General features: G+C 66.6%; 15 protein-coding genes. 12 read left to right on the forward strand and 3 right to left on the reverse strand.

The window, feature by feature from the left end:
- The 3 genes from EVJ50_RS06705 to EVJ50_RS06715 are packed head-to-tail and all read right to left on the reverse strand — an operon-like array spanning window position 1 to window position 4,590.
- On the reverse strand, window positions 1-1,419 hold the full coding sequence (locus EVJ50_RS06705) for an HlyD family secretion protein (RefSeq protein ID WP_150883081.1): 1,419 nt from the start codon (window positions 1,417-1,419) through the stop codon (window positions 1-3).
- Window positions 1,420-1,467: 48 nt separating this feature from the next.
- Window positions 1,468-3,231: an ATP-binding cassette domain-containing protein gene (locus tag EVJ50_RS06710; RefSeq protein ID WP_150883083.1), complete on the reverse strand. Its 1,764-nt coding sequence runs from the start codon at window positions 3,229-3,231 to the stop codon at window positions 1,468-1,470.
- A 27-nt stretch (window positions 3,232-3,258) separates the two neighbouring features.
- The gene (locus EVJ50_RS06715; RefSeq protein WP_150883085.1) at window positions 3,259-4,590 is read right to left on the reverse strand and encodes a hypothetical protein; all 1,332 of its coding nucleotides are present in this window, start codon (window positions 4,588-4,590) and stop codon (window positions 3,259-3,261) included.
- Between the two features lie 217 nt (window positions 4,591-4,807).
- Between EVJ50_RS06715 and EVJ50_RS06720 the strand changes: the two genes are divergently transcribed.
- The 12 genes from EVJ50_RS06720 (at window position 4,808) to EVJ50_RS06775 (ending at window position 17,980) form a co-directional block, all read left to right on the forward strand.
- Complete coding sequence (locus EVJ50_RS06720; RefSeq protein WP_150883087.1) at window positions 4,808-5,107, forward strand: hypothetical protein; 300 nt, start codon at window positions 4,808-4,810, stop codon at window positions 5,105-5,107.
- A 119-nt stretch (window positions 5,108-5,226) separates the two neighbouring features.
- Window positions 5,227-5,514: a hypothetical protein gene (locus EVJ50_RS06725; RefSeq protein WP_191964896.1), complete on the forward strand. Its 288-nt coding sequence runs from the start codon at window positions 5,227-5,229 to the stop codon at window positions 5,512-5,514.
- 477 nt (window positions 5,515-5,991) lie between these two features.
- On the forward strand, window positions 5,992-8,742 hold the full coding sequence (locus EVJ50_RS15270) for an HD domain-containing phosphohydrolase (protein ID WP_191964897.1): 2,751 nt from the start codon (window positions 5,992-5,994) through the stop codon (window positions 8,740-8,742).
- A 387-nt stretch (window positions 8,743-9,129) separates the two neighbouring features.
- The gene (locus EVJ50_RS06735; protein WP_150883093.1) at window positions 9,130-10,317 is read left to right on the forward strand and encodes a hypothetical protein; all 1,188 of its coding nucleotides are present in this window, start codon (window positions 9,130-9,132) and stop codon (window positions 10,315-10,317) included.
- A 222-nt stretch (window positions 10,318-10,539) separates the two neighbouring features.
- Window positions 10,540-10,947, forward strand: a complete 408-nt coding sequence (locus tag EVJ50_RS06740) for a hypothetical protein (protein WP_150883095.1) — start codon at window positions 10,540-10,542, stop codon at window positions 10,945-10,947.
- 96 nt (window positions 10,948-11,043) lie between these two features.
- Entirely contained in the window at window positions 11,044-11,193 is a 150-nt protein-coding gene (locus EVJ50_RS14990; protein WP_225323123.1) for a hypothetical protein, read from the forward strand.
- Window positions 11,190-11,522, forward strand: a complete 333-nt coding sequence (locus EVJ50_RS06750; RefSeq protein WP_150883099.1) for a hypothetical protein — start codon at window positions 11,190-11,192, stop codon at window positions 11,520-11,522. The genes EVJ50_RS14990 and EVJ50_RS06750 overlap by 4 nt, the downstream gene beginning before the upstream one ends.
- 483 nt (window positions 11,523-12,005) lie before the next feature.
- Entirely contained in the window at window positions 12,006-16,502 is a 4,497-nt protein-coding gene (locus EVJ50_RS06755; protein ID WP_150883101.1) for a DNA polymerase, read from the forward strand.
- Window positions 16,502-16,900, forward strand: coding sequence for a hypothetical protein (locus EVJ50_RS06760; protein WP_150883102.1), 399 nt, complete (start codon window positions 16,502-16,504; stop codon window positions 16,898-16,900). The genes EVJ50_RS06755 and EVJ50_RS06760 overlap by 1 nt, the downstream gene beginning before the upstream one ends.
- Entirely contained in the window at window positions 16,897-17,088 is a 192-nt protein-coding gene (locus EVJ50_RS06765) for a hypothetical protein (protein WP_150883103.1), read from the forward strand. The genes EVJ50_RS06760 and EVJ50_RS06765 overlap by 4 nt, the downstream gene beginning before the upstream one ends.
- 164 nt (window positions 17,089-17,252) lie before the next feature.
- On the forward strand, window positions 17,253-17,534 hold the full coding sequence (locus EVJ50_RS06770; RefSeq protein WP_150883104.1) for a hypothetical protein: 282 nt from the start codon (window positions 17,253-17,255) through the stop codon (window positions 17,532-17,534).
- Between the two features lie 26 nt (window positions 17,535-17,560).
- A complete protein-coding gene (locus EVJ50_RS06775; protein WP_150883106.1) occupies window positions 17,561-17,980 on the forward strand; it encodes a hypothetical protein in 420 nt (139 codons plus the stop codon).
- The last annotated feature ends 589 nt before the right edge of the window (window positions 17,981-18,569 follow it).

The following is an 18,569-nucleotide window of genomic DNA, read 5'->3' on the forward strand; positions in this document are numbered from 1 at the left end:
TCAGGATTGTCCCGTGAGATTGGTGAAGGCCTGGCGGAACGGGCGAATGAAGGTGAAGAGCAGATTGGTCTGGCGCGTTCGCACCGTGGCTTTGATCTGCTCTCCCGCGATCACACCAGAGACTGCAGAGGCACGCGAGGCTGGATTCCGATCCTTGAAGCGCAACTCGATCGGGAATGTGGGCACAGGCCTTGCAGCCCGGCCCACGGCACGACGCTGTTGGGGGTCGATCACGGCCTGCGTCTCGGTGAGGTCCTGACTCAGGAGCGACTCACTGGCCACGAACGCCTGAAGACGCACCGGCCCACCGGTTTCCGGTGAGAGGTAGGAGATGGTGGCCGGATCGCCCACAGCAATCTTCTTGCGTTCCGAAGCGGTGGCCTGACCGACCACAAACAGGGTGGAGGCTGGATCGGTGATGCTGGCCATCACATCGCCGGGCTTCACGTAATCACCCTTGCGGAACAGCAGCACGCCACCCAGCGAGCCCGATGATGGAGCTGTGACGGTGTAGGGAATCGCACGAGCATCCCGGCCGAAGGTGAAGCCGAAGCCAGGAAAACGCTTGATCCTCTCCAGCTCCGCCAGGTAGTTGCTGATGGAGTCGTCGAACGTCTCCCGGAAGCGCAGCTTGATCTGGGTGGTGGTTTCATTCAGGCGGCTGCGAGCCTGATCAAGGATGCGCTCAGCTTCCACGATTGAAGCACGGGTCTCGTTGTATTCCTTCAGGGATTTGAGGTATTCGCGCTGGGCCTGCTCCAGCTGAATCTTGGAGATCACCTCATCGCGGGCCGCCTGTTCATAGCGGCGAACCTGACTGGCCTGAACATCGAGCTCCGCACGAAAGTCTTCAGCGAGGCCTTGAAGGCGAGCGACCGTGGCCTCCTTCTCGGCGATTTCAGCTTCCAGAGTCGTGACCCGACTCAACGAGTACTCCTCGCAATTCTCCCTCGGGTTCAATGCGATGTAGGCCCTGAGCTGCCGAAAGGCAGCCTCTGCTTTGGCAACATCGCGCGGATCAGGAGGAGCCCCCAAGCTGGTGAGAGCGGCAAGCATGCAGTCGTAACTGCGCTTCAGCGCATTGAGACGCCCCTGAGACTGCAATGCATCCTCACGAAAGATCGGCGAATCAATCTGAAAGATCGGATTTCCCTTCTCCACATAGTTGTTCTCATATTGATAAACCCTGGTGATGGTGCCTTCATAGAGGCTGGTCACCGTCTTGGAGTCTTCCGCCAGGATCACACCCGGGATCTCCACCGGCTCCCGGAAAGGCCACAGCAACACCGGCACGCCGAGCAGACCCAGCACCAGCACCGCCCGAGTCAGAGGTCTCACGGACCGCGCGCCGGTGCCGGGTGTTGCCGGGGTGCCCGAGGCTGGGGGCACGGCTGATGACGAGGAGGGGATGTCGTCCATCAGAGAGGGCGGGCCGGATGCAGAGACACGAGGAACAGACAGGTCAGGTTAGGTGCGGGCCGGAGCTGAGGCCCGCTTCGTGGTGCGCTCCAGGGGTTTGCACAGGCCATCCTTGAGAACGAAGATGGCGTCAGCAGCTCGCAGAAGAGAGCGGTCCTGCGTGGCAAGGATCACCAGGTTGGACCTGGCCAGCTGCTGAATCAGGGCCTGAGGGAATCGATTGGCGGGGTCCTCCGGCAGGGGCCAGAGCTCCGGATCATCCAGAAGGATGAGTTTGTTCTGCTGGTCGCCAAGCCAGCGAACCAGACGGTCTGGCCAGGGAGTGGACTCAGGCTGCTGATCAGCCCTCTGATACCGAATCAGGATCTCCTGAAGCGAGGGCGGCAGCGCGAAGCAATCCCTGCTGAGAAGCAGAACGTGCGACTCAAGGTCACTCTGGCTGAACTGCCGGATGTCGCAGCCGAAGATCTGAATCTCGCCCCGCTGAAGCTCCACCAGGCCGGCGATGGCACGCAGCAGGCACGTCTTGCCCGATTCATGGGGACCTGTAAGGGCCACGATTCCGCAGCCGCTGTGGGTCAGGCTCACCCCCCGCAGCTGGTTGCGATACAGCGGGATGGCCTTGGTGCGAATCGCCAGATCGGCCCTGGCCATGGAGAGCGAGGGTGCTGGCGCATTCACGAGAATCCTGCTGGCCGCTGAGCCCTCGTTCTCAGGGATCGGCCGGCGAAGGAACGCGAGGGCGCGAGCGATGGTGTCAGCGAGATCCGGCTGGGACTGAACCGTCTTCTTCAATAGAAAGAAACGGCGCACAGCGATGCGGATCAATGCCGTGAGCCGGAACAGAATCAACAGGCCGGCCACGAACAGCCCCGCTTCGCCCAGGGTCACCGCCGTTCGGGTGAGGAGGGCGAGCAGGATCAGCACCACAACGAGATCGTTGGCGATCTCACTGGTCATGGCGTTGCTCTGGTCGATCTGGTTGGTCTTCAGGCGCTCAAGGATCCGGCTGTGCTGCAGCTCGTACAGAGCCCGAGAGACAGGCGTCTGGAGACCAGCCTCCAGATAACTGCTGGGGTAATGCCTGTAGCTGTTGAGCAGCGCCTTGGCTGTCTGCAGCTGCGGGGGGCCAGCCGGCTGTGCCTGCCGGGCATAGGCGGCCAGCAGCTCAACAAGGATGTAGATCAGATAAAAGACAAAAACAAACGAGTACTCACCGTTGGTGATCAACAGGAACACCAGGCCCATCACCACGATCGCCACCAGGTCTCCCAGGAGTGCCATCAGCTGGCTGGAGGCGATCTGGGCCGTGCGATCCGGCAGGCCGAGCAGCGTTTCTCCCGACTTGAGCGACCAGGCCTGCAGACGCCGGCTGGGGAAACAGGCCTGGAGGGTGTATCGGTTCAGGCGCCGGGTCAATTGAAGGCTGATGAACTGACTCGCCCGGGCGGTGGTGGCCTTGACCGTGACCTGGTCCAGAACGATCAGACCGCTGAAGGCCGCTCCCACCAGAACAATGAGAAACGGCGACTGGGCCGGCACCAGTTGCCCCAGCACGATCCGGATGAAGATGGCCGAACTCAGGCTGATCAAAGCGGTGGTGGCCCTCAGCCGCAGGAAGGAGCCCACCTGAGCCGGCAGCAGCGAGAGGAGGTCGAAGTAGGGGTACGTCCAGGCCGGAAGGAGCCGCGCGTAGGTGAGCACCGCCGCACCACGCAGCGGCACGAGCAGTGGCCGCAGCGGTGGAGCGCCAGCCAGCAGGAAGGCCACCCCGAAGCCGAGAATCAGCGCACTGGCGGCAACGAGATTCATCGTCCTGCCTCCGGCAGCGAGGTGATGTCAGACCAGAACATCACGCACCACAGGTTGTCCGTCGGAGGAGCGGAGTGCTTTCAAGTCCTCGATCGTGCTGGCGGCGTAGGAGCGGTCGCGGTTGTCGAGACTGACGCTGCCGCCGCTTCGATGGGTCAGGGCCCGCAGAGAAGCGATGAGCTGGCGCAGGTGGCTGGGAACGGCGTCACTGTCTTCCGCGAGGGGCGTGTTGAGGCCATCGGGAAGGCGTGAGATCCAGGGCCAGAGCCGTGTCTGGAGCAGCAGGTCCACTGCGCGGGGCTCCAGATCGCTCTGCCCGAGGGTGAGATTCGACAACACATCGCTGGCGATCAGCACGTTCGACGACGGGAGGACGAGAGGCGCCGGCTCTTCGGACTGGGACGGGCGGAAGCGCTTCCACTCGCCGTTGGCCTGCAGCGCGCTGATGGCCTGATGACGATTGAGGATCACCTCCGAGGCCTCGCGCACAGGCTTGGTGAAGCGACCGGCCAGAAGAACAAACAGGATGAACTGGGACGGCTCCACCGTGTTGAGGGCGATGCCGATCGCCGCCACCACAATCACCACCACCCGCTCCAGCTGGGCCAGCGAGGTGAGAAAGCGGGTGCGCTCAGCTTTGAGGGCTGACACCTTGCCCTGCACTAGGCCGACCTGATCCATCCAGAGCGAGAGGTCCCTGCTCGCGCGCTTGCTCAGGCCGAGCAGGGGCTTGAACCAGCAGATCCAGTCCACGGACTGAGCGCGAAGCTGCAGAGCCTTCAGCTGACGGGCAACGATCAGACGGTGCTGGCCGGATCGATCCCGGTTGCGGGCCGCCACAACGGTGAGCACGGCGAACACGACACCCACCACGGCAATGGGTCCCTGAACGGCGAACATCAGGGGAAAGAACACCAGTGCAGCCGCCACGGACCCGCGGAAGCGATAGACGTCGCGACCGAGCAGCTCGGCGGCCGCCTCCATCTCCAGCAGGTCGGATTGGATCGTGGACATCCCTGCCCCGGCCATCGCTCCGCTGGCGGTGTAATCGACCAGAAGCGTCTCGAACACCTCAGCCTCCACCTGGCTGAGCCTGTTCAGAACGATCCGCAGCGTCACGGCCCCCACAACCATCAGGGTGATGGCAGCGACACTGCCAAGCAGAAGCAGTTTCAGATTGCCGGTGTCAATGCCGGCACCGGGATTGACGATATCGCGCTCCAGGCGAATCGCAAACGCGATGAACAACGCCGGTACGATTTCCGACAGGCTGTGCAGACAGAGCTGCAGCGTCGTTTGCCAATCCCTGGGCGAGGAGCGGCTGCTGTTCAGCCAGGCGAAGCACTGCCAGAAGCCCAAGGCTGATTGGCCATTCCTTTCGGGCACATTAGCCATGGCCACCCGGCGGGCAACCGCTCGGTTCCGCCTGTGGCACGCATGGGCGGAGCCAGTCGTGTTTTGTCAGCCCTGCCCGCCCGCCGGTCGCACTTCAGCCGCCCAGGGCCCGCCGAGAGGGGGCACGATCCAGTGGTCAACCGCGAGCGAGCCCGCCATGTCCGACCGTCCTGCCGCACTGATGTCCGCTCGTCGGCACCCCGGCCGCCTGCCCGGCCTGGTGGCCGGCGCCCTGGTGGCCGCCTGCAGCGGAGCCATGGCCACACCGTTGCTGGTCGCTGCGGCACCGGGCAGCACGGGCCATCCCTGCAACGTGGAGGTCAACGAGAACCAGTCCGTGGATGCCGGCACCTGCACGGTGTACACCTATGAGTCGTATGTGGGCGCGGACGGGAAGACCTATCGCAGGGCCGGCCCCCGCAACACCCCGGCGGATTACGTGCCCAGGCATGCGCGCCTGACGTCTGAGGGCTCCGTCTGACGGCAGTGGCCCTTCAGGTTCACGGAGGCCTGCGCGCAGGGAAGACAGCTGGCCGGAGGGACACAGGGTTGGTTAAGTAAACCGGGAAGCCCCGATAGGGTGTGGCCTGTCAAGGCCTCGTGGCTGGCTTCAAAGTGCGGCTGGACTCGATCCGGCAGCCCCTGCGTGTGCATCTGGCCGCCATCTTTCTGCCGATGGTTGTGCTGGCAGGTGCCCTACCTGCCAACCTGCCTACCTGGCCTACCGGGAGGGCCCGGCTGATCCGCCTCAATACGTACCCTCTTTTCGAGCGCGCCGGTGATCGGATGGATGAAGAACTGGAGCGTGACTTCCGGCGGATCAACGAGACTCTGGACGCGCTGTCGGAAGGCCAGCGCTTGAAATTGAGGCCCAGCGCCTGGTTCTGAGCGTCTCTGTTCCACCGGGCAACAGCCTCGAGATCCGGGGAGCTGCGGCAGCCGCTCAGAATCCCCAGCACCGCCACCAGCAGCAGGAACCACTGTGTGGAACGCACCCCACGGCGGTAGCGGCCGTGGGGGATCGCCTTGAGAAAACTGATCAGGTCATCCGGTTTGGCCTGATCAGTTGCGGTGGAATGGGCGTCAGGCATTGGGGGCGGTTAGGCCCGCCGACCAAACCCAATGCTGAGCGTGCATCGAACAGCGACGAGGACGGACTTGAAGGAGGCCCTGCCCGGTGCCGTTGGCTCATTCAGCCGCGGCTGGCAGGGTTTGTCAGCAGCCTCGTAAGCTTTGGCTCACCGGATTTCGCTCTATATGACCTCGATGATGGCTCGGGTCCGTACACTCAGGCAGCCACTTAGAGTTCACTTAGCAGCGATCTTTCTGCCAATGGTATTGCTGGCAGGCAGCATTCCCTCCTACATGGCCTACAAGGAGGGGGCACGCCTAATCCGTCGTAATGCAACAGGTCAATTTGAGAGAGCAGGAGAGCGTCTAGACGAGGAGCTCGAAGAGGATTTCAAACGAGTCAATGAAACGCTTGATGCGTTGTCGCGCTCGACTTCACGATATCCGTCTATCGGTGAACGGATGGATAGACTGGCATTCTACCAAGCCCTTCTTGCCGAGGACACGCTAATCCAGTCTCTGATACATGGCTATGAGGATGGCTCTTACCTTCTGATAACCAGAAATGGTCAAGGGCTTGATGCCATCACGCGAAGGCCCGTTCGACAAGGCGGCTTTCAGGCTATTCGTGCTACATATGATGCGGATCTCAATCTGGTGCAGTCGGCTCCTGACCCGCGCTATCTGAGCTTTGTCCCCCAAGATCGCCCCTGGTATCAGGACTCGTTGGGCTCTGGACAAGCTGCAGTGACCAGTCAGTACATCAGCCACTCCACGGGACTACCTGGCTACACATTCTCGAAGCGCGTTTCGGAGAGTGGACCAGTCGTTGGTATTGATATTCCCGTTTCAAGCCTTACCGATGCCCTTGCAGACTCGCTAGGGCGTGGGGTCGGTGGCGCTCAGTCCGACATGGCGTTGGTAACTGATGAAGGCTTGGTCGTTGCCACAGCGGAGACCACCTCTCCCCCTGCTCTACCCGAGGCAGAGGTTCGCCTACCTCCCTTGAAGGAACACGAGAATCAATCTTTGCGGGCCGCTGGCCGTAGTGGCATCCTTGAGGATCCGCAAAATGATGGCCGATATCAGTCGTTTCGTCACGACGGAATCAGCTATGCAGCTGGATTTATTCGGGTCGGAGTAGGACTTGGCCGCAACCTGTTTGTGGTTGGTGTTATTGAAGAGTGGCGACTCCTTTCAGAAGCCAGGGCTTTGGCGCTGCGGGTGCTGCTCTCCACGGGAGGGGTGCTGATTGTCGTATCAGGGCTGGTGATTGTCGTTTCACGGCGGATCACGCGGAAGCTGCGCGCGCTGGCTGAGTCCGCCGAAGCCCTGCGCGGCTTCGACTTCTCTGAAACCCCCGAGGTGCACTCCAGTGTGCTGGAAGTGGACCAGCTGGGCGACACGGTGACTCTGCTGAGAACAACGATTCAGAAATTCATCACCATCAACCACAGCCTGCATGTGTCTGTTGATGTTGGCACGGTTGTGAGTGACATCGCCGAGGAGATTCGGACGGTGTCCCACGCCGAACGCTGCCGGATTCTCATCTTCAACGACACGACAGGGGCCTATGAGCCGAGTGCCTCGGCCACTGCTGCGGCGGCGGAGCACGCTGAAGCGAGTGGTGCATCGCTCTCGCCCAGCGACGTGGAGCGGCTGCAGCGACAGGGAACCCTGGTGGCTGGCGCCAGCTGCGGCCAGTCCGGCGGACCCGATGGAGGCGATGGGCCGTGGGTGATGGTGCCGCTGGCGGATCGTTCGGGGGAGCCGATGGGCCTGCTGCTGCTGCGCTACGACCAGCTGCCGCAGGAGGCCACGCTCGGATTCGTGGTGGCGCTCTCCGCTACGGCGGCCCTGAGCCTGGAAACAGGATGGCTGCTGCGCCAGCAGAAGGAGGTGTTCGAGGCGTTGATCCAGCTGATCGCCACGGCGATCGACACCAAGAGCCCCTACACAGCTCGCCATTGCGCCAAGGTCCCGGAGATCACCCTGGCCCTGGCGCGGCAGGCGAACGAGAGCGATGCCCCGCCGTTCCAGAGCTTTGCCCTTGGCCCGAAGGACTGGGAGGCGCTGTACCTGGCGGCGTGGCTGCACGACTGCGGCAAGGTCACAACACCGGAGTACGTGGTCGACAAGGCCACCAAACTGGAGACGATCCACAACCGCATCCACGAGGTGCGCATGCGCTTCGAGCTGCTCAAGAGCCAGGCGGAGGTCGACTACTGGCGGGGTGTGGCTGGCGGCGAGTCGGTTGATGCGTTGCGCCAGACGCTCGCGGACCGGCTCAAGCAGCTCGATGACGACTTCGCCTTCGTCGCCACGTGCAACATCGGCGGCGAGGCGATGAGCGATGCGGATGCGGATCGCCTCACCGCCATCGCGGCAACGCCCTGGGTTCGCACGCTGGATGACCGGCTTGGCATGTCGCGCGAGGAGCTGAGCCGCGTTGAAGGGATCGCCCCGGCACCGCTTCCCACCGTGGAGCCTCTGCTGGCGGACCGGCCCGAACATCGGATCGAACGCCCGAGCGATCCCACCCGCGATGCCCACCTGGCCGCCTTGGGGGTGACCCTGAAGGCGCCCCACTACCTCTACGACCGGGGGGAACTTCACAACCTCTCAATCCGCCGCGGCACCCTCACCGATGAGGAGCGCTACAAGATCAACGAGCACATCATCGAGTCGATCCGGATGATCGACTCCCTGCCGCTGCCGAAGCATCTGAAATCGGCCCGCGACATCGCCGGCGGCCACCACGAGCGCCTCGATGGCAAGGGCTATCCCATGGGTCTCAGCGCCGAGGAGCTCAGCATCCCGGCCCGGATCATGGCGATCGCTGATGTGTTCGAGGCCCTCACCGCCAGCGACCGGCCCTACAAGCCCCCGAAGACGCTGGAGCAGGTTCTGGCGATCATGACCTCGATGGCGAAGGGCCATCATCTCGACCCCGATCTGCTGCAGCTCTTCGTGGAGTCGGGCCTGGCCGCCCGCTTTGCCAGCGAAGCAAACGCGGGGAGGACCGAGACCGCAGGCCCCGCCTGAGATCCCGGATCTGCCCTCGCTAGCCACACACGGCCCGCATGGCGTACTGTGCACATAGTTCGCAGTCCTCTCCTGGGCTGCGCACTGCCCACACACCTCCCCGAGGTGTTGGGTGGGGCCCGGCGGTGCTGACAACACCCCGAGCCCATGACCAGCTCCGACATCACCAGAGCCGATGAACTCATCATTTCAGGCCCCGCAAGGGCCTCGCTTCAGCGTGCTTGCCCTGGCCTGGCGCCTCCAGTCCAGCGGCCAGGAGATCCCGCCCCAGATCCGGCGCAGGGCCGACCGTGAGGCTGCTCACCTCCTCGGGGGGCAGGGCTGATGGGATCCACACCTACCGGCCGACGCCGGACCGCCCCCGAGTGGGAGAGAAGCCTCCGTCGCATGGTCCGCGCCGAGGTTGGCGATTGCTGGGGTGTCGCCCAGTGCCGGGGCCGCTGCCGCGTGACGCTCACCTGGCAGGACGGCTCCCGCTCCACCGTGATGGCCCCCATCGCCTGGAGCCCGGCCAACGCCTCCACCATCGTTCGCATGATCGGCCAGCTCCACTCCGGCATCCACCAGGGCCTGGACCTGAAGGACGCCCTGGCCCGGGCTGATCTGCCCGCCTCCGGATCCAACGGCCCCGTTCGCCCCGATGGCGTCGCCTGGGCCGAGCTGGTGGATGGCTTCCACGCTCACAAGGTCGGCACCGGCCAGGTGGCCGAGCGGACCTGGACCGGCATCTACAGACCCGCCCTGGCGTTGCTCTGCCAGGCCGCTGCAGGCCGGCCGAGGGCCACCACGGGGAAGGCCCTGCTGCAGCGTGTCGCCCGGCTCCACGGTGGGGCTCCTGGATCCCGGGGCCGGCAGCAGATTCTCCGGACAGCCGCCGGCCTGCTGCGCTGGGCTGTGGCCGAGGAGGGCATCCCCGCGGTCTGGCAGCCGCCGGCTTCCCTGACCGAGATCATTGGCCAGCGGCAGGAGCCCCCGGCTCTGACCGTGCCCATGGCGGACGGCGATCTGGTCTCGCTGGTGCGTGGGATGAACGACCCCAAGCTGCGTCTGTGGCTGGGCCTGCAGGGTTGCTTCGGCCTCCGGCCCTGGGAGGTGTACTGCTCCCGCCCCACCGCTGACGGCCGGCTGGAGGTGCTGAAGGGCAAGCGGAACAGCCGCGGCTACACCCCCACCCGGATCGTCACCGGCCTGGATCCCTACGGCGCCGAGGGCATGAGCGACGATCTCCTGGCCCAGCTCCGGGAGCGGGGAACCGAGGGGTTGCCCAGGGTCACTGACCCGAACCACCCGAGCCAGACCACCCGGCATCAGCTCGATCGTGAGCCGTTGTGGTGCGCCATCCGGGAGCGATACGCGGCGGAAGGTAATGCGCTGAAGCCATACGCGGCCAGACATTCATTCGCCCTGAGGGCGCACCAGATGTATGAGCTGAGCCCGCGTGTTGCAGCATCGCTGATGGGCCACAGCCCGCAGACGCACCTGGCGGTGTATGGCCGCTGGACCGATGACGCCACCGTGGCCGATGCGATCGCCAGGGCCCGAGTGAGGCTCGCCGCGGAAGCATCCGCCGACTGATTCACACCCTCTTGTCGCCAGGATGTAGCCCACCGCGCCGGATTACGTGTAGGGTGAGCTCACCACAAATGGATGCCGCCACTCCTGGCGGATCGGGATCGTTGCCCCCGCCCGGCTCTTCGGAGATCAAGGGGCCAATGCTCACCCTTCGGGGTTCTCATTGTTCATCCTCGCTGTGGACGCCTTCACTGGCGACAGGAGACCAACTTCACATTCCCCCTCATGGACCTGTTGCACAGGCGGGGTGTGCTGTTGGCCATCCACGACAGCGATGACCAGCGGGCACTCGGCCAACTTCTCTCCGATGCCATCAAGTCTCCCGAGTTCGCGGAGGAACTGAGGCTCAAGATTGCCCGGGAAGAGCGCGAGCGGCACCTCCGGGACTTGCGCAATGTTTCGCCGGGGCGCGTCAGCGTCCGGCATGAGCCCGACTCCGAGGAGCACCGGCGGGCGTGGGACCGGCGCAGGACCCAGCGCTACCTATCCGATGCCATCTGGGCGCACATGTGCCGCGCGGCCGGCAACACGGAGACCCTGGCGCGCCACAACCTGCGGATGCGGGAGATCGTGGAGCGCGCCAACGCACGGGAGGCCGCGGAGGCCAAGACCCTCACACCGGCGGGGGTCTGAGCGATGCGTACCAAACCACCGACGGTGGAGCCCCGCTGGCTCCCGTCTCGTGAGGCATCCCAGGCGCTGGGCATCAGCCGGAGCACGCTGAGGGCCATGGCCCTCGCCGGGTTCCTGGAAGAGGGCCGTCACTTCCGCAGGGGTTGGCGCCCCTCGGCTTCCTGGAGCTGGGAAGTGAACGGCGTTCACCGCGCGATCCTCGCCCGGAACGCGCCGCATCTTGCGATGCAAGGGGTGGCCGAATGACCAACAACATCGTGTCTCTCACGGCCACCGTCCTCGCCGGCATCGCCGGCCTGGGCGAGGCCCTGGCCCGTCTCCTGGATGCACTGCTGCTGCCGCCGGTCCCTGCCCTGCCTGGGCCTCGGCTCCTGCTGGCGCCCGCACCGGATCCGATGCCGGTGGTGGTGACTCCGGAGGAGCTCGATCCGGCCGTGAGCCTGCTTCGGGTGGCCGAGCTGCGGAAGCTCGCCAGCTCCCGGGGTCTCACCCGGGTCGGAGGACGGCCGGTCAGTTACTGCCGCCGAGCCCAGCTGCTGGCGGCGCTGTCCCATTGCGGCGGGGGTGGTGACTGAGTCCTTCGCTCGGATCACACAATCCCATCGGAGGACAACTCACCGACCGCGGCCAATCCGCACCCCACAGCAGCCCCGCTGTGAGGTGTGCGGTGAGGACGCCTGCGCCTACCTGCCGACAGGGGAGGGGTGCTGCTGGCGGCATGCGCCGGAGTCGGACTGAGTCCAGACACACGAAGGCCCGGGTTTGATCCCGGGCCCCCGCTTCACAACCCCCACGGAGGGAAGCCATGAACCTGATGAGCCCCAATGATGCCACCCCGCCCGCACCATTCGCCTGCTGACTCCGCACCTGCGCACGGTTCCGCGCACGCTGGCCAGAACGGACACGGGACACCCCAGCCCGGCCCTGCAGAGTCGCGCGCAGCGCCGCCGCCTGCCCAGCAAGGGCGGAACGGTCACGGCCCACCGCCTGGGCGACCCCCTTGGGTCTCGGAGGCGGACTACGAGTGGCTGGCCGGCGCGGCCATCGATCCGTGGGTGATGCAGACCGAGGTGCGTACGGTCACTGTCCCCGCGGAGCTACCCCAGGCGCTCCGGCGCTGGCAGTGGGCTCTGCCCGCCGCGGTGTTCACCTCCCGGACTCTGGATGGGCGCCAGCTGCTGCAGATGCGGACGCTGAAGCTGCTGAAGGACGAGGAGCACCCGGAGAAGGGCCGGGGTGGGTATCGGTTCCCGACCGGACAGCGCAACGGCTTCGGCGTGATCCAGGGGCAGCAGCCTCTGGTGGCCACCACAGCCGCGGTGCTGCTCCTGATCGAAGGGAGCAAGCAAGCCTTGGCCGGCGCCTGCGCCATCGCCCGGAGCGAGCGGCTGAACGGGAAGGCCGTGGCCGTCCGGATGTGCGGGATCTGGGGCTGGAAGGACAAGACCCGGCAACCCGACGGTGAGGTGGAGTGCCTGGACCGGATCCCGCTGCGGGGGCGCGAGGTGGTCCTGGTGCCCGATGGAGACGTGGCCACGAACCCGACGGTTCACACGGGCGCGACCCGGCTCTACGAGGCGCTCCAGCGCCGCGGCGTGGCTCGGGTGCGCGTGGTGCGCGTGCCCCTGTCGGGTCCGGCCCAGAAGACGGGCCTGGATGACCACCTGGCCCTCCAGCTGCCCGAGGAGCGTGGCCGCGAGCTGGAGCGCCTGCTGGATGCCGCCACGGAGGCACTCCCGCCCCCGCCGAAGGGAGCCGAACCCAAGACGGATAAGGACCGCCTGGCGGCGGTCTACGCCAAGGCGGGGGAGCTCATCGCGGACAAGGACAAGGTGGGCACCGTCGATCGGCTCCCCCTGCTCCGGGCCTACTCCCAGAAGGTGGGCATCCGGATGACAGATGGCGAGCTCCAGCGGGCGGTCTGGAAGGCCCGCCGTGCGGCGAGAGGCGCAGCCGAGCCGATGAAGCCGGGCGATGTGCTGGCCGGCTCGGACGCGGAATGGGCCTGGGAGGGGATGCTCCTCCTGGCAGCGCTCAACCTGCTGGTGGGCCTGCCGAAGTCGGGCAAAACCAGCCTGATGCTGGATCTCATCGCTCGTTGGTTCCGGGGCGAGCCCGAGTTCCTGGGGCGGCCCCTGATCGGTCCCTGTCCGCCGGTGCTGCTGGTGGGAGTGGACATGACCGAGGCCGACTGGCGGCGCCTGCTGGGCCAGGTGGGGTTGCTGGGGGAGGGCAACCGGCTGGGCGGCCCGATCGTGGGTCTGTTCCACAAGGGCCGGCCGCTGAGCCTGGATCCGGAGGGCGTGGAGACAATCGCCGACTACGCGGAGAAGCACCCCGGCCTGCTGGTGATCGCCGACAGCTACGCCGAGCTCACCCGCAGCCTCGGCTTCGCGGAGAAGGATGCGGACTTCGCCGAACCGGCCGGCGACCTGCTGGAGGCGATCAGCCCTCTGGGCGCGACCCTGGTTCTCCTCCACCACGCCGGGAAGGGCCTGGCGGGAGCGAGCACCGCGGAGGCCAGCCGGGGAACCACGGCCCTGCCGGCCCTGGCCAGCCAGACGCTGAAGATCGTGGGAGTGGCCCGCGGGGAGAACTGGGCGCAGGACCGGCGCCGGATCCTCTCCTCCGATGGCCGGGGTGGTGAACCGGTCCAGCTGGTGGTGGAGCGCGTGGACGGGGTGTGGATCTCTCACGGCTCCGCCGAGGGCGTGCAGCGAGAGCAGCAGCTGAAGAAGGTGGAGGAGAAGCTCCAGGGGCGGAACCCGCTCGTGCTGAAGGCCGTGCGGACACGCTGGGAGCACCACGGGGAGACGACCACCGCCAAGCAGGCGGCGGAGCACCTGGGGTTCACGAGCGACAACGAGCGGAGGGCGATCTCCCGGAACCTCCATGCCCTGCAGCTGAAGGGGTTTCTGCGGAGCCGGTCGGGGGCGGTCGAGGGCGGCGGGGCAGTGGAGGAGTTCTGGCCTGCCGGGGTCGAGGCCCCTCCTCCTGGAGAGGGTGTCGAGGGCCCGGAGCCCGGGGTGCGTGTCGAGGACCCGTGGGCGGAAACCGCGGAGGGGGAAGGGGAGCGATCGGACAGCGAATCGTCTATCACTCCCAGATGTGTCCTACCTGTCCGATCGTTTTCTAAGGGGGGTGTCCGACCGCCAGAAACCGGGGTGTCCGACCGTCAAGAGCGGCCTGGGCAGGAAGGGCGATCGGACAGGTTGGACACGTTTTATCTGTCTCCCCGTACGCGCGAGGCGGATTGGGGTGAATCCAGCACCACTCCCGGGCCGGCTGAGGAGGATTCGATCGGACACCCCCCGAGCGATCGGACACCCCCTCCGGGTTGCCAGGGCGAGCTGCCCCTGGATCCGCCCGAGCCCTCCGGTGAGCCCACCGAGGAGGCCGCCAGCACACCCCCTGCACAGCCGGAGGAGGATCCCGCTGCCGGACCCCAGCCGGGGCCAGCCTCAGCTCCTCCGAAGCCTGCGCCCGCCAAGCAACGGCGCAAGACGGACGGCGGACAACGCAAGCCGAGGCCACCCAAGGCCGGCGATCCGGACTACCTGCCGTTCCACACCTCCCCGTCGATCGAGGCGCCGGTGCCGATCCCCTATGCCGGCCCCCTGCCGGAGGGCGTGGTCTACGTGGCCACGGCCGAGGAGCTGCCTCCGATCAGCCCCAGGGCGGAGCACCCGATCGGCTTCGACCTGGAGACCTGGAGCGGCCGAACGGACCTGTGGCGCCATGTGGCTCGGTTGCACCCGTTCCTCGGGGGCCGGATCCGCCTGGCCCAGCTCGCCATCCCCTCCGGCAAGGTCTGGATCGTGGATGTGGCCCTGATCGGTCAGCCGGCGATCGACTGGCTGTCGGAGCTGGTGCGGAACCCGGAGCGGACTCTGATCGGCCACAACCTCCTGTTTGAGGCCAGCCACCTCCGCGCTGCCGGCATCCGGCCGCTCTGCCGGTGGTGGGACACGATGCTGGCCAGCCAGCTGATCGGTGACCTGCCCAGGCAGTCCCTGGAGGCGGTGGCGGCGCATTACCTGAAGCGCCCGATGGACAAGGCCGCGCAGACCAGCCAGTGGGGCGGTGCGCTCACCGAGGAGCAGATCGCCTACGCCGCCACCGACGCCCGGATCCTGCATCCACTCCAGGAGGCCCTCCAGGGTGCTCTGGCGCGCACGGACCAGCTGGAGGCCCACCGGCTGGACTGCGGCATGGTCAGCGCCTGCGCGGACGGCCAGGACGCGGGCTTGCGGATCGACACCGCGGCGCTGGCCAGTGTGGTGATCGAGGCCAAGGCGACCCGCAGCGGCAAGGTGCGAGAGCTCCACCAGATGCTCGGGATCCGGAACTACCGCTCCGGGGATCAGCTCCACCCGGCTCTGCAGGCCGCGGTGGGGGCGGAGCTGCGGAAGCGCAAGGCGGACGACGCGGACGGGAATCCCGTCTATGTCCCCAGCACCTCCGCGGAGGTGCTGCGGCCCTTTGCCGAGCATCCGGCGGTGGCCCTGCTGCTGGAGCTCCGCGACCTGGACCAGACCCTGAAGGAGGCCACATGGCTCCAGGGGGACGCCGCGATCGGTGGGGGCCGGACTCGCCCGAGCTACCGGATCCTCGGCGCCCGCACTGGCCGAACCACCACCAGCGCCCAGCTGGGCAAGACCGCGAAGAGCGGATCCGTCCCGTCCGACACCCAGCGTTACGGCGAGGAGGCCAAGCAGGCCGGCCAGCCCCATCGCGTGCGGCTGCCGCAGATCGGCTGCAACTTCCAGGGCCTCACCGGCCGGACGAGGGCCGCCCTGGTGGCGGATCCGGGCCACGTCCTGGTGGATCTGGACTGGTCATCGATCGAGGTTCGGCTCCAGGCCAGCACGCGCCTGTACCGGGACACGGGCCAGCGCCGGATCGTGCTGGAGGGGATCGATCCCCATTGCTCCATCGCCAGCCAGGTCTGCGGCCGGCCGATCGGGAAGGACGATCCGGAGCGGGCTGCGATCGGCAAGGTGGCCAACTTCTCGCTGGCCTACGGCTGCGGGGTGCGGAACCTCCAGAGCCAGCTGGCCGTGGCCCAGGGGCGTCCGGTCAGCAGGGAGGAGGCGCAGCGGGTCTATGACGCCTGGCATCGCTCCCACCCGGAGATCAGCCGGCGCATGGATCTGTTCGGCGACCGCAACGATCCGGTCCTGGAGGTGCGCAGCGTCAGCCGCCGCCGGCTCCGCACCCAGACCTTCAAGCCGGATCCCCAGACCGGCCTGCTGGGCACGCTGCCGCTGTCACGTCCGAACGGGATCAACCTGCCGATCCAGGCCAGCGGGAAGGATCTGCTGGCCGATGCGGTGGGCGAGCTCTGGCATCGGCTGGATGCGTTCCCGGAGGTGCGCGTGGTCGGCCTGATCCACGACGAGATCCTGCTCAGCGTCCCCGAGGCCCAGGCTGAGGAGGTGAAGGCCCTCGCCCTGGAGGTGATGACCAGCGCCCGGCTGCAGGAGACCTACCTGGGCGACATCCCGCTGGAGGCGGACGCCAACGTGGCCACCAGCTGGGGGGAGGCGCACTGATGGCCGCCACCCCGAAGGCCGTTGTTCAGACCCCGGCGATGCGCCGGCTCCTGGACGAGATCCGCGATCTGGAGGCCGAGAGAGCCGCCCTGAAGGCCGAGAAGGCCGAGTTGCCCCCTGGGGCCTATGGCCGGGGTCAGGCGGCCCTCCTGGACGATCGGCTGCGCGGGCTCGGCCAGCGGATCCAGGATCACTGCCAGGCTCTCGCCGCCCTGAAGCGAGGCGAGCAGGCTCAGGCCCCACCATCGCCGTTCGATGCCGTGGAACCGCTGGAGAGCTTCATCGCCCGGCAGGCCCGGCAGCAGGTGGATCCGCCGACCTGGGCCCGGATCGTCGCTCTGGCCACCAGACAGCGCGAGGCTGCCCTGGAGCGGGTGGCGAGGAAGGCGAGGGCATGAGGGCACCCGTGGACGCTCCGGCGGTGCTGGAGGCCGCCCTGGAGGCCCACAGTGCCCTTGTGCGCCTGGGGGAGGACCGGCTAGCGGCCGAGGCGCTGGCTGGGGCGCTCGGCGGTCTCCTGGTGGAGCTGCGGTATGCGCTGGCCGTGGCCGAGTGCCAGTACGGGCCGTCTCCGGAGGATGGCTGAGCTTGCTATCAGAGCAACGGCGAGAGCTCGCCAGATCCTTGGCCCCGGCCTCCCCGCCTCCCGGCTGGCCGGCCAGAAGTGTGCAAGGGCGTGTGCAAAACGTTCAGAATGTGGCCATGGTCAGGAAAACCACCGCCAGGGAATTAAGCAGGCGATTGGATCGTGTGGCGCAACAGATCGCCACCGGTGTTCCTTCCCGTGATGTGATCGCCCAGGCCAGCGCCACCTGGGGCCTTAGCACCGATGACGCCCGTGCCCTCGTCCGCCAGGGTCATGAGGGTCTTGCTGCTGAGGTTCAGCTAGAGCGGCACGACTACCTAGCCAGCCGGTTGGCCATCACCGATCGGATTCTTTACGGCGCCCTGAGGACGCGGCAGTGGGGCCAGGCGGCCGCCGTAGTGAAGCTCCAGCTGGAGATGACAGGTCTAGGCAAGGGTGTCTGCTGATGAGCCGTGACAGAGCCGGACGATCAGTGGCGGAAGGCCCCCGGGGTCTGACAGCCAAGCAACGTAAGGCCATCGTGCTGCTGGCCCAGGGCCACACGATCCGGGGAACTGGGCGTGAGATCAACTCAAGGCCCGACACGATCCGCCATTGGCGTGACAACGTCCCTGAGTTCTCCCTGGCACTGGAGCGGGCCCTCCGCCGAATGGAGCGCGAGGCCGAGGACTCCATGCGAACCAACCTGAGCAAGGCCATGGAGACCCTGGTGGCCCTGCTCGACTCCGATCAGGACGGGGTGCGGCTCGGAGCCGCCTCGCGGATCTTCACGTTGCACACGTCCTACAAGGAGCATCGGGCGCAGCAGGAGGAGCTGGCAGAGCTGAAGGCCAGCCTCGGGCTGCTTCAGGCCCAGGTGGAGGAGCAGTCGGGACAGCTGGCGCCCGCATAAGCGCCACGGCAAACCAGCTCCGGCGGGAGTTGGCGGGCTCGGTCCAGATGATGCGTCGCAGTGTTGCGACTGGGTGTGGCGGCCTACAACCTGATCAGCTCGACGTTGCTGCACACGCCGGATCAGGGCTTGGCTGAGCAGATGCTGGCCTTCGGGCAGGGCGGCTGAGTGAGCGCGGAGGAGGTGGAACAGGCGCGGCAGATGAGGCTTGGCGCAGGGGGGGAAGACGGATGGTCTGGATCGCTCCAGAAGCTCCCCGTCAATCACCACCTTCAGAGCGCTCCTGCGCCGAGTGATGGTGCCGGTAGGGCTCCAGCCGCTCCACCAGCTGCCGCGCCAGGCCCGGCGTCTCAACGTCGATCCGCTACTGCTCTGGGGTTGGGGAGTTCATCTCAGCCTCGACTGGGGACGACACAATGTTCCTCAGCTTGCTGGCGCTCGGCCTGGAGGGCTGCAGCGCGGCGCAGCTGAGGTGGGACGGTCGCACCTCGATCCTCCAGCCAGGCGATGAGCTGGGAGCGATCACGAGGAATGGGAGGTGTCATGGGTTTCTCCTTGGAACACTTCCACATCACTCCAGGTCAGCCAC

Origin of the sequence: Synechococcus sp. RSCCF101 (assembly GCF_008807075.1) — a bacterium.
GTDB lineage: Bacteria > Cyanobacteriota > Cyanobacteriia > PCC-6307 > Cyanobiaceae > RSCCF101.

What these genes read in the sequence shown, in the direction of transcription:
- EVJ50_RS06760 (WP_150883102.1), top strand. Translation starts at nt 16,502, where the DNA reads ATGGCCGCCACCCCGAAGGCCGTTGTTCAGACCCCGGCGATGCGCCGG.
- EVJ50_RS06740 (WP_150883095.1), top strand. Translation starts at nt 10,540, where the DNA reads ATGGACCTGTTGCACAGGCGGGGTGTGCTGTTGGCCATCCACGACAGC.
- EVJ50_RS06705 (WP_150883081.1), bottom strand. Translation starts at nt 1,419, where the DNA reads ATGGACGACATCCCCTCCTCGTCATCAGCCGTGCCCCCAGCCTCGGGC.
- EVJ50_RS06720 (WP_150883087.1), top strand. Translation starts at nt 4,808, where the DNA reads ATGTCCGCTCGTCGGCACCCCGGCCGCCTGCCCGGCCTGGTGGCCGGC.
- EVJ50_RS06750 (WP_150883099.1), top strand. Translation starts at nt 11,190, where the DNA reads ATGACCAACAACATCGTGTCTCTCACGGCCACCGTCCTCGCCGGCATC.
- EVJ50_RS15270 (WP_191964897.1), top strand. Translation starts at nt 5,992, where the DNA reads ATGGCCTACAAGGAGGGGGCACGCCTAATCCGTCGTAATGCAACAGGT.
- EVJ50_RS06765 (WP_150883103.1), top strand. Translation starts at nt 16,897, where the DNA reads ATGAGGGCACCCGTGGACGCTCCGGCGGTGCTGGAGGCCGCCCTGGAG.
- EVJ50_RS06710 (WP_150883083.1), bottom strand. Translation starts at nt 3,231, where the DNA reads ATGAATCTCGTTGCCGCCAGTGCGCTGATTCTCGGCTTCGGGGTGGCC.
- EVJ50_RS06735 (WP_150883093.1), top strand. Translation starts at nt 9,130, where the DNA reads ATGGTCCGCGCCGAGGTTGGCGATTGCTGGGGTGTCGCCCAGTGCCGG.
- EVJ50_RS14990 (WP_225323123.1), top strand. Translation starts at nt 11,044, where the DNA reads ATGGCCCTCGCCGGGTTCCTGGAAGAGGGCCGTCACTTCCGCAGGGGT.
- EVJ50_RS06755 (WP_150883101.1), top strand. Translation starts at nt 12,006, where the DNA reads ATGCAGACCGAGGTGCGTACGGTCACTGTCCCCGCGGAGCTACCCCAG.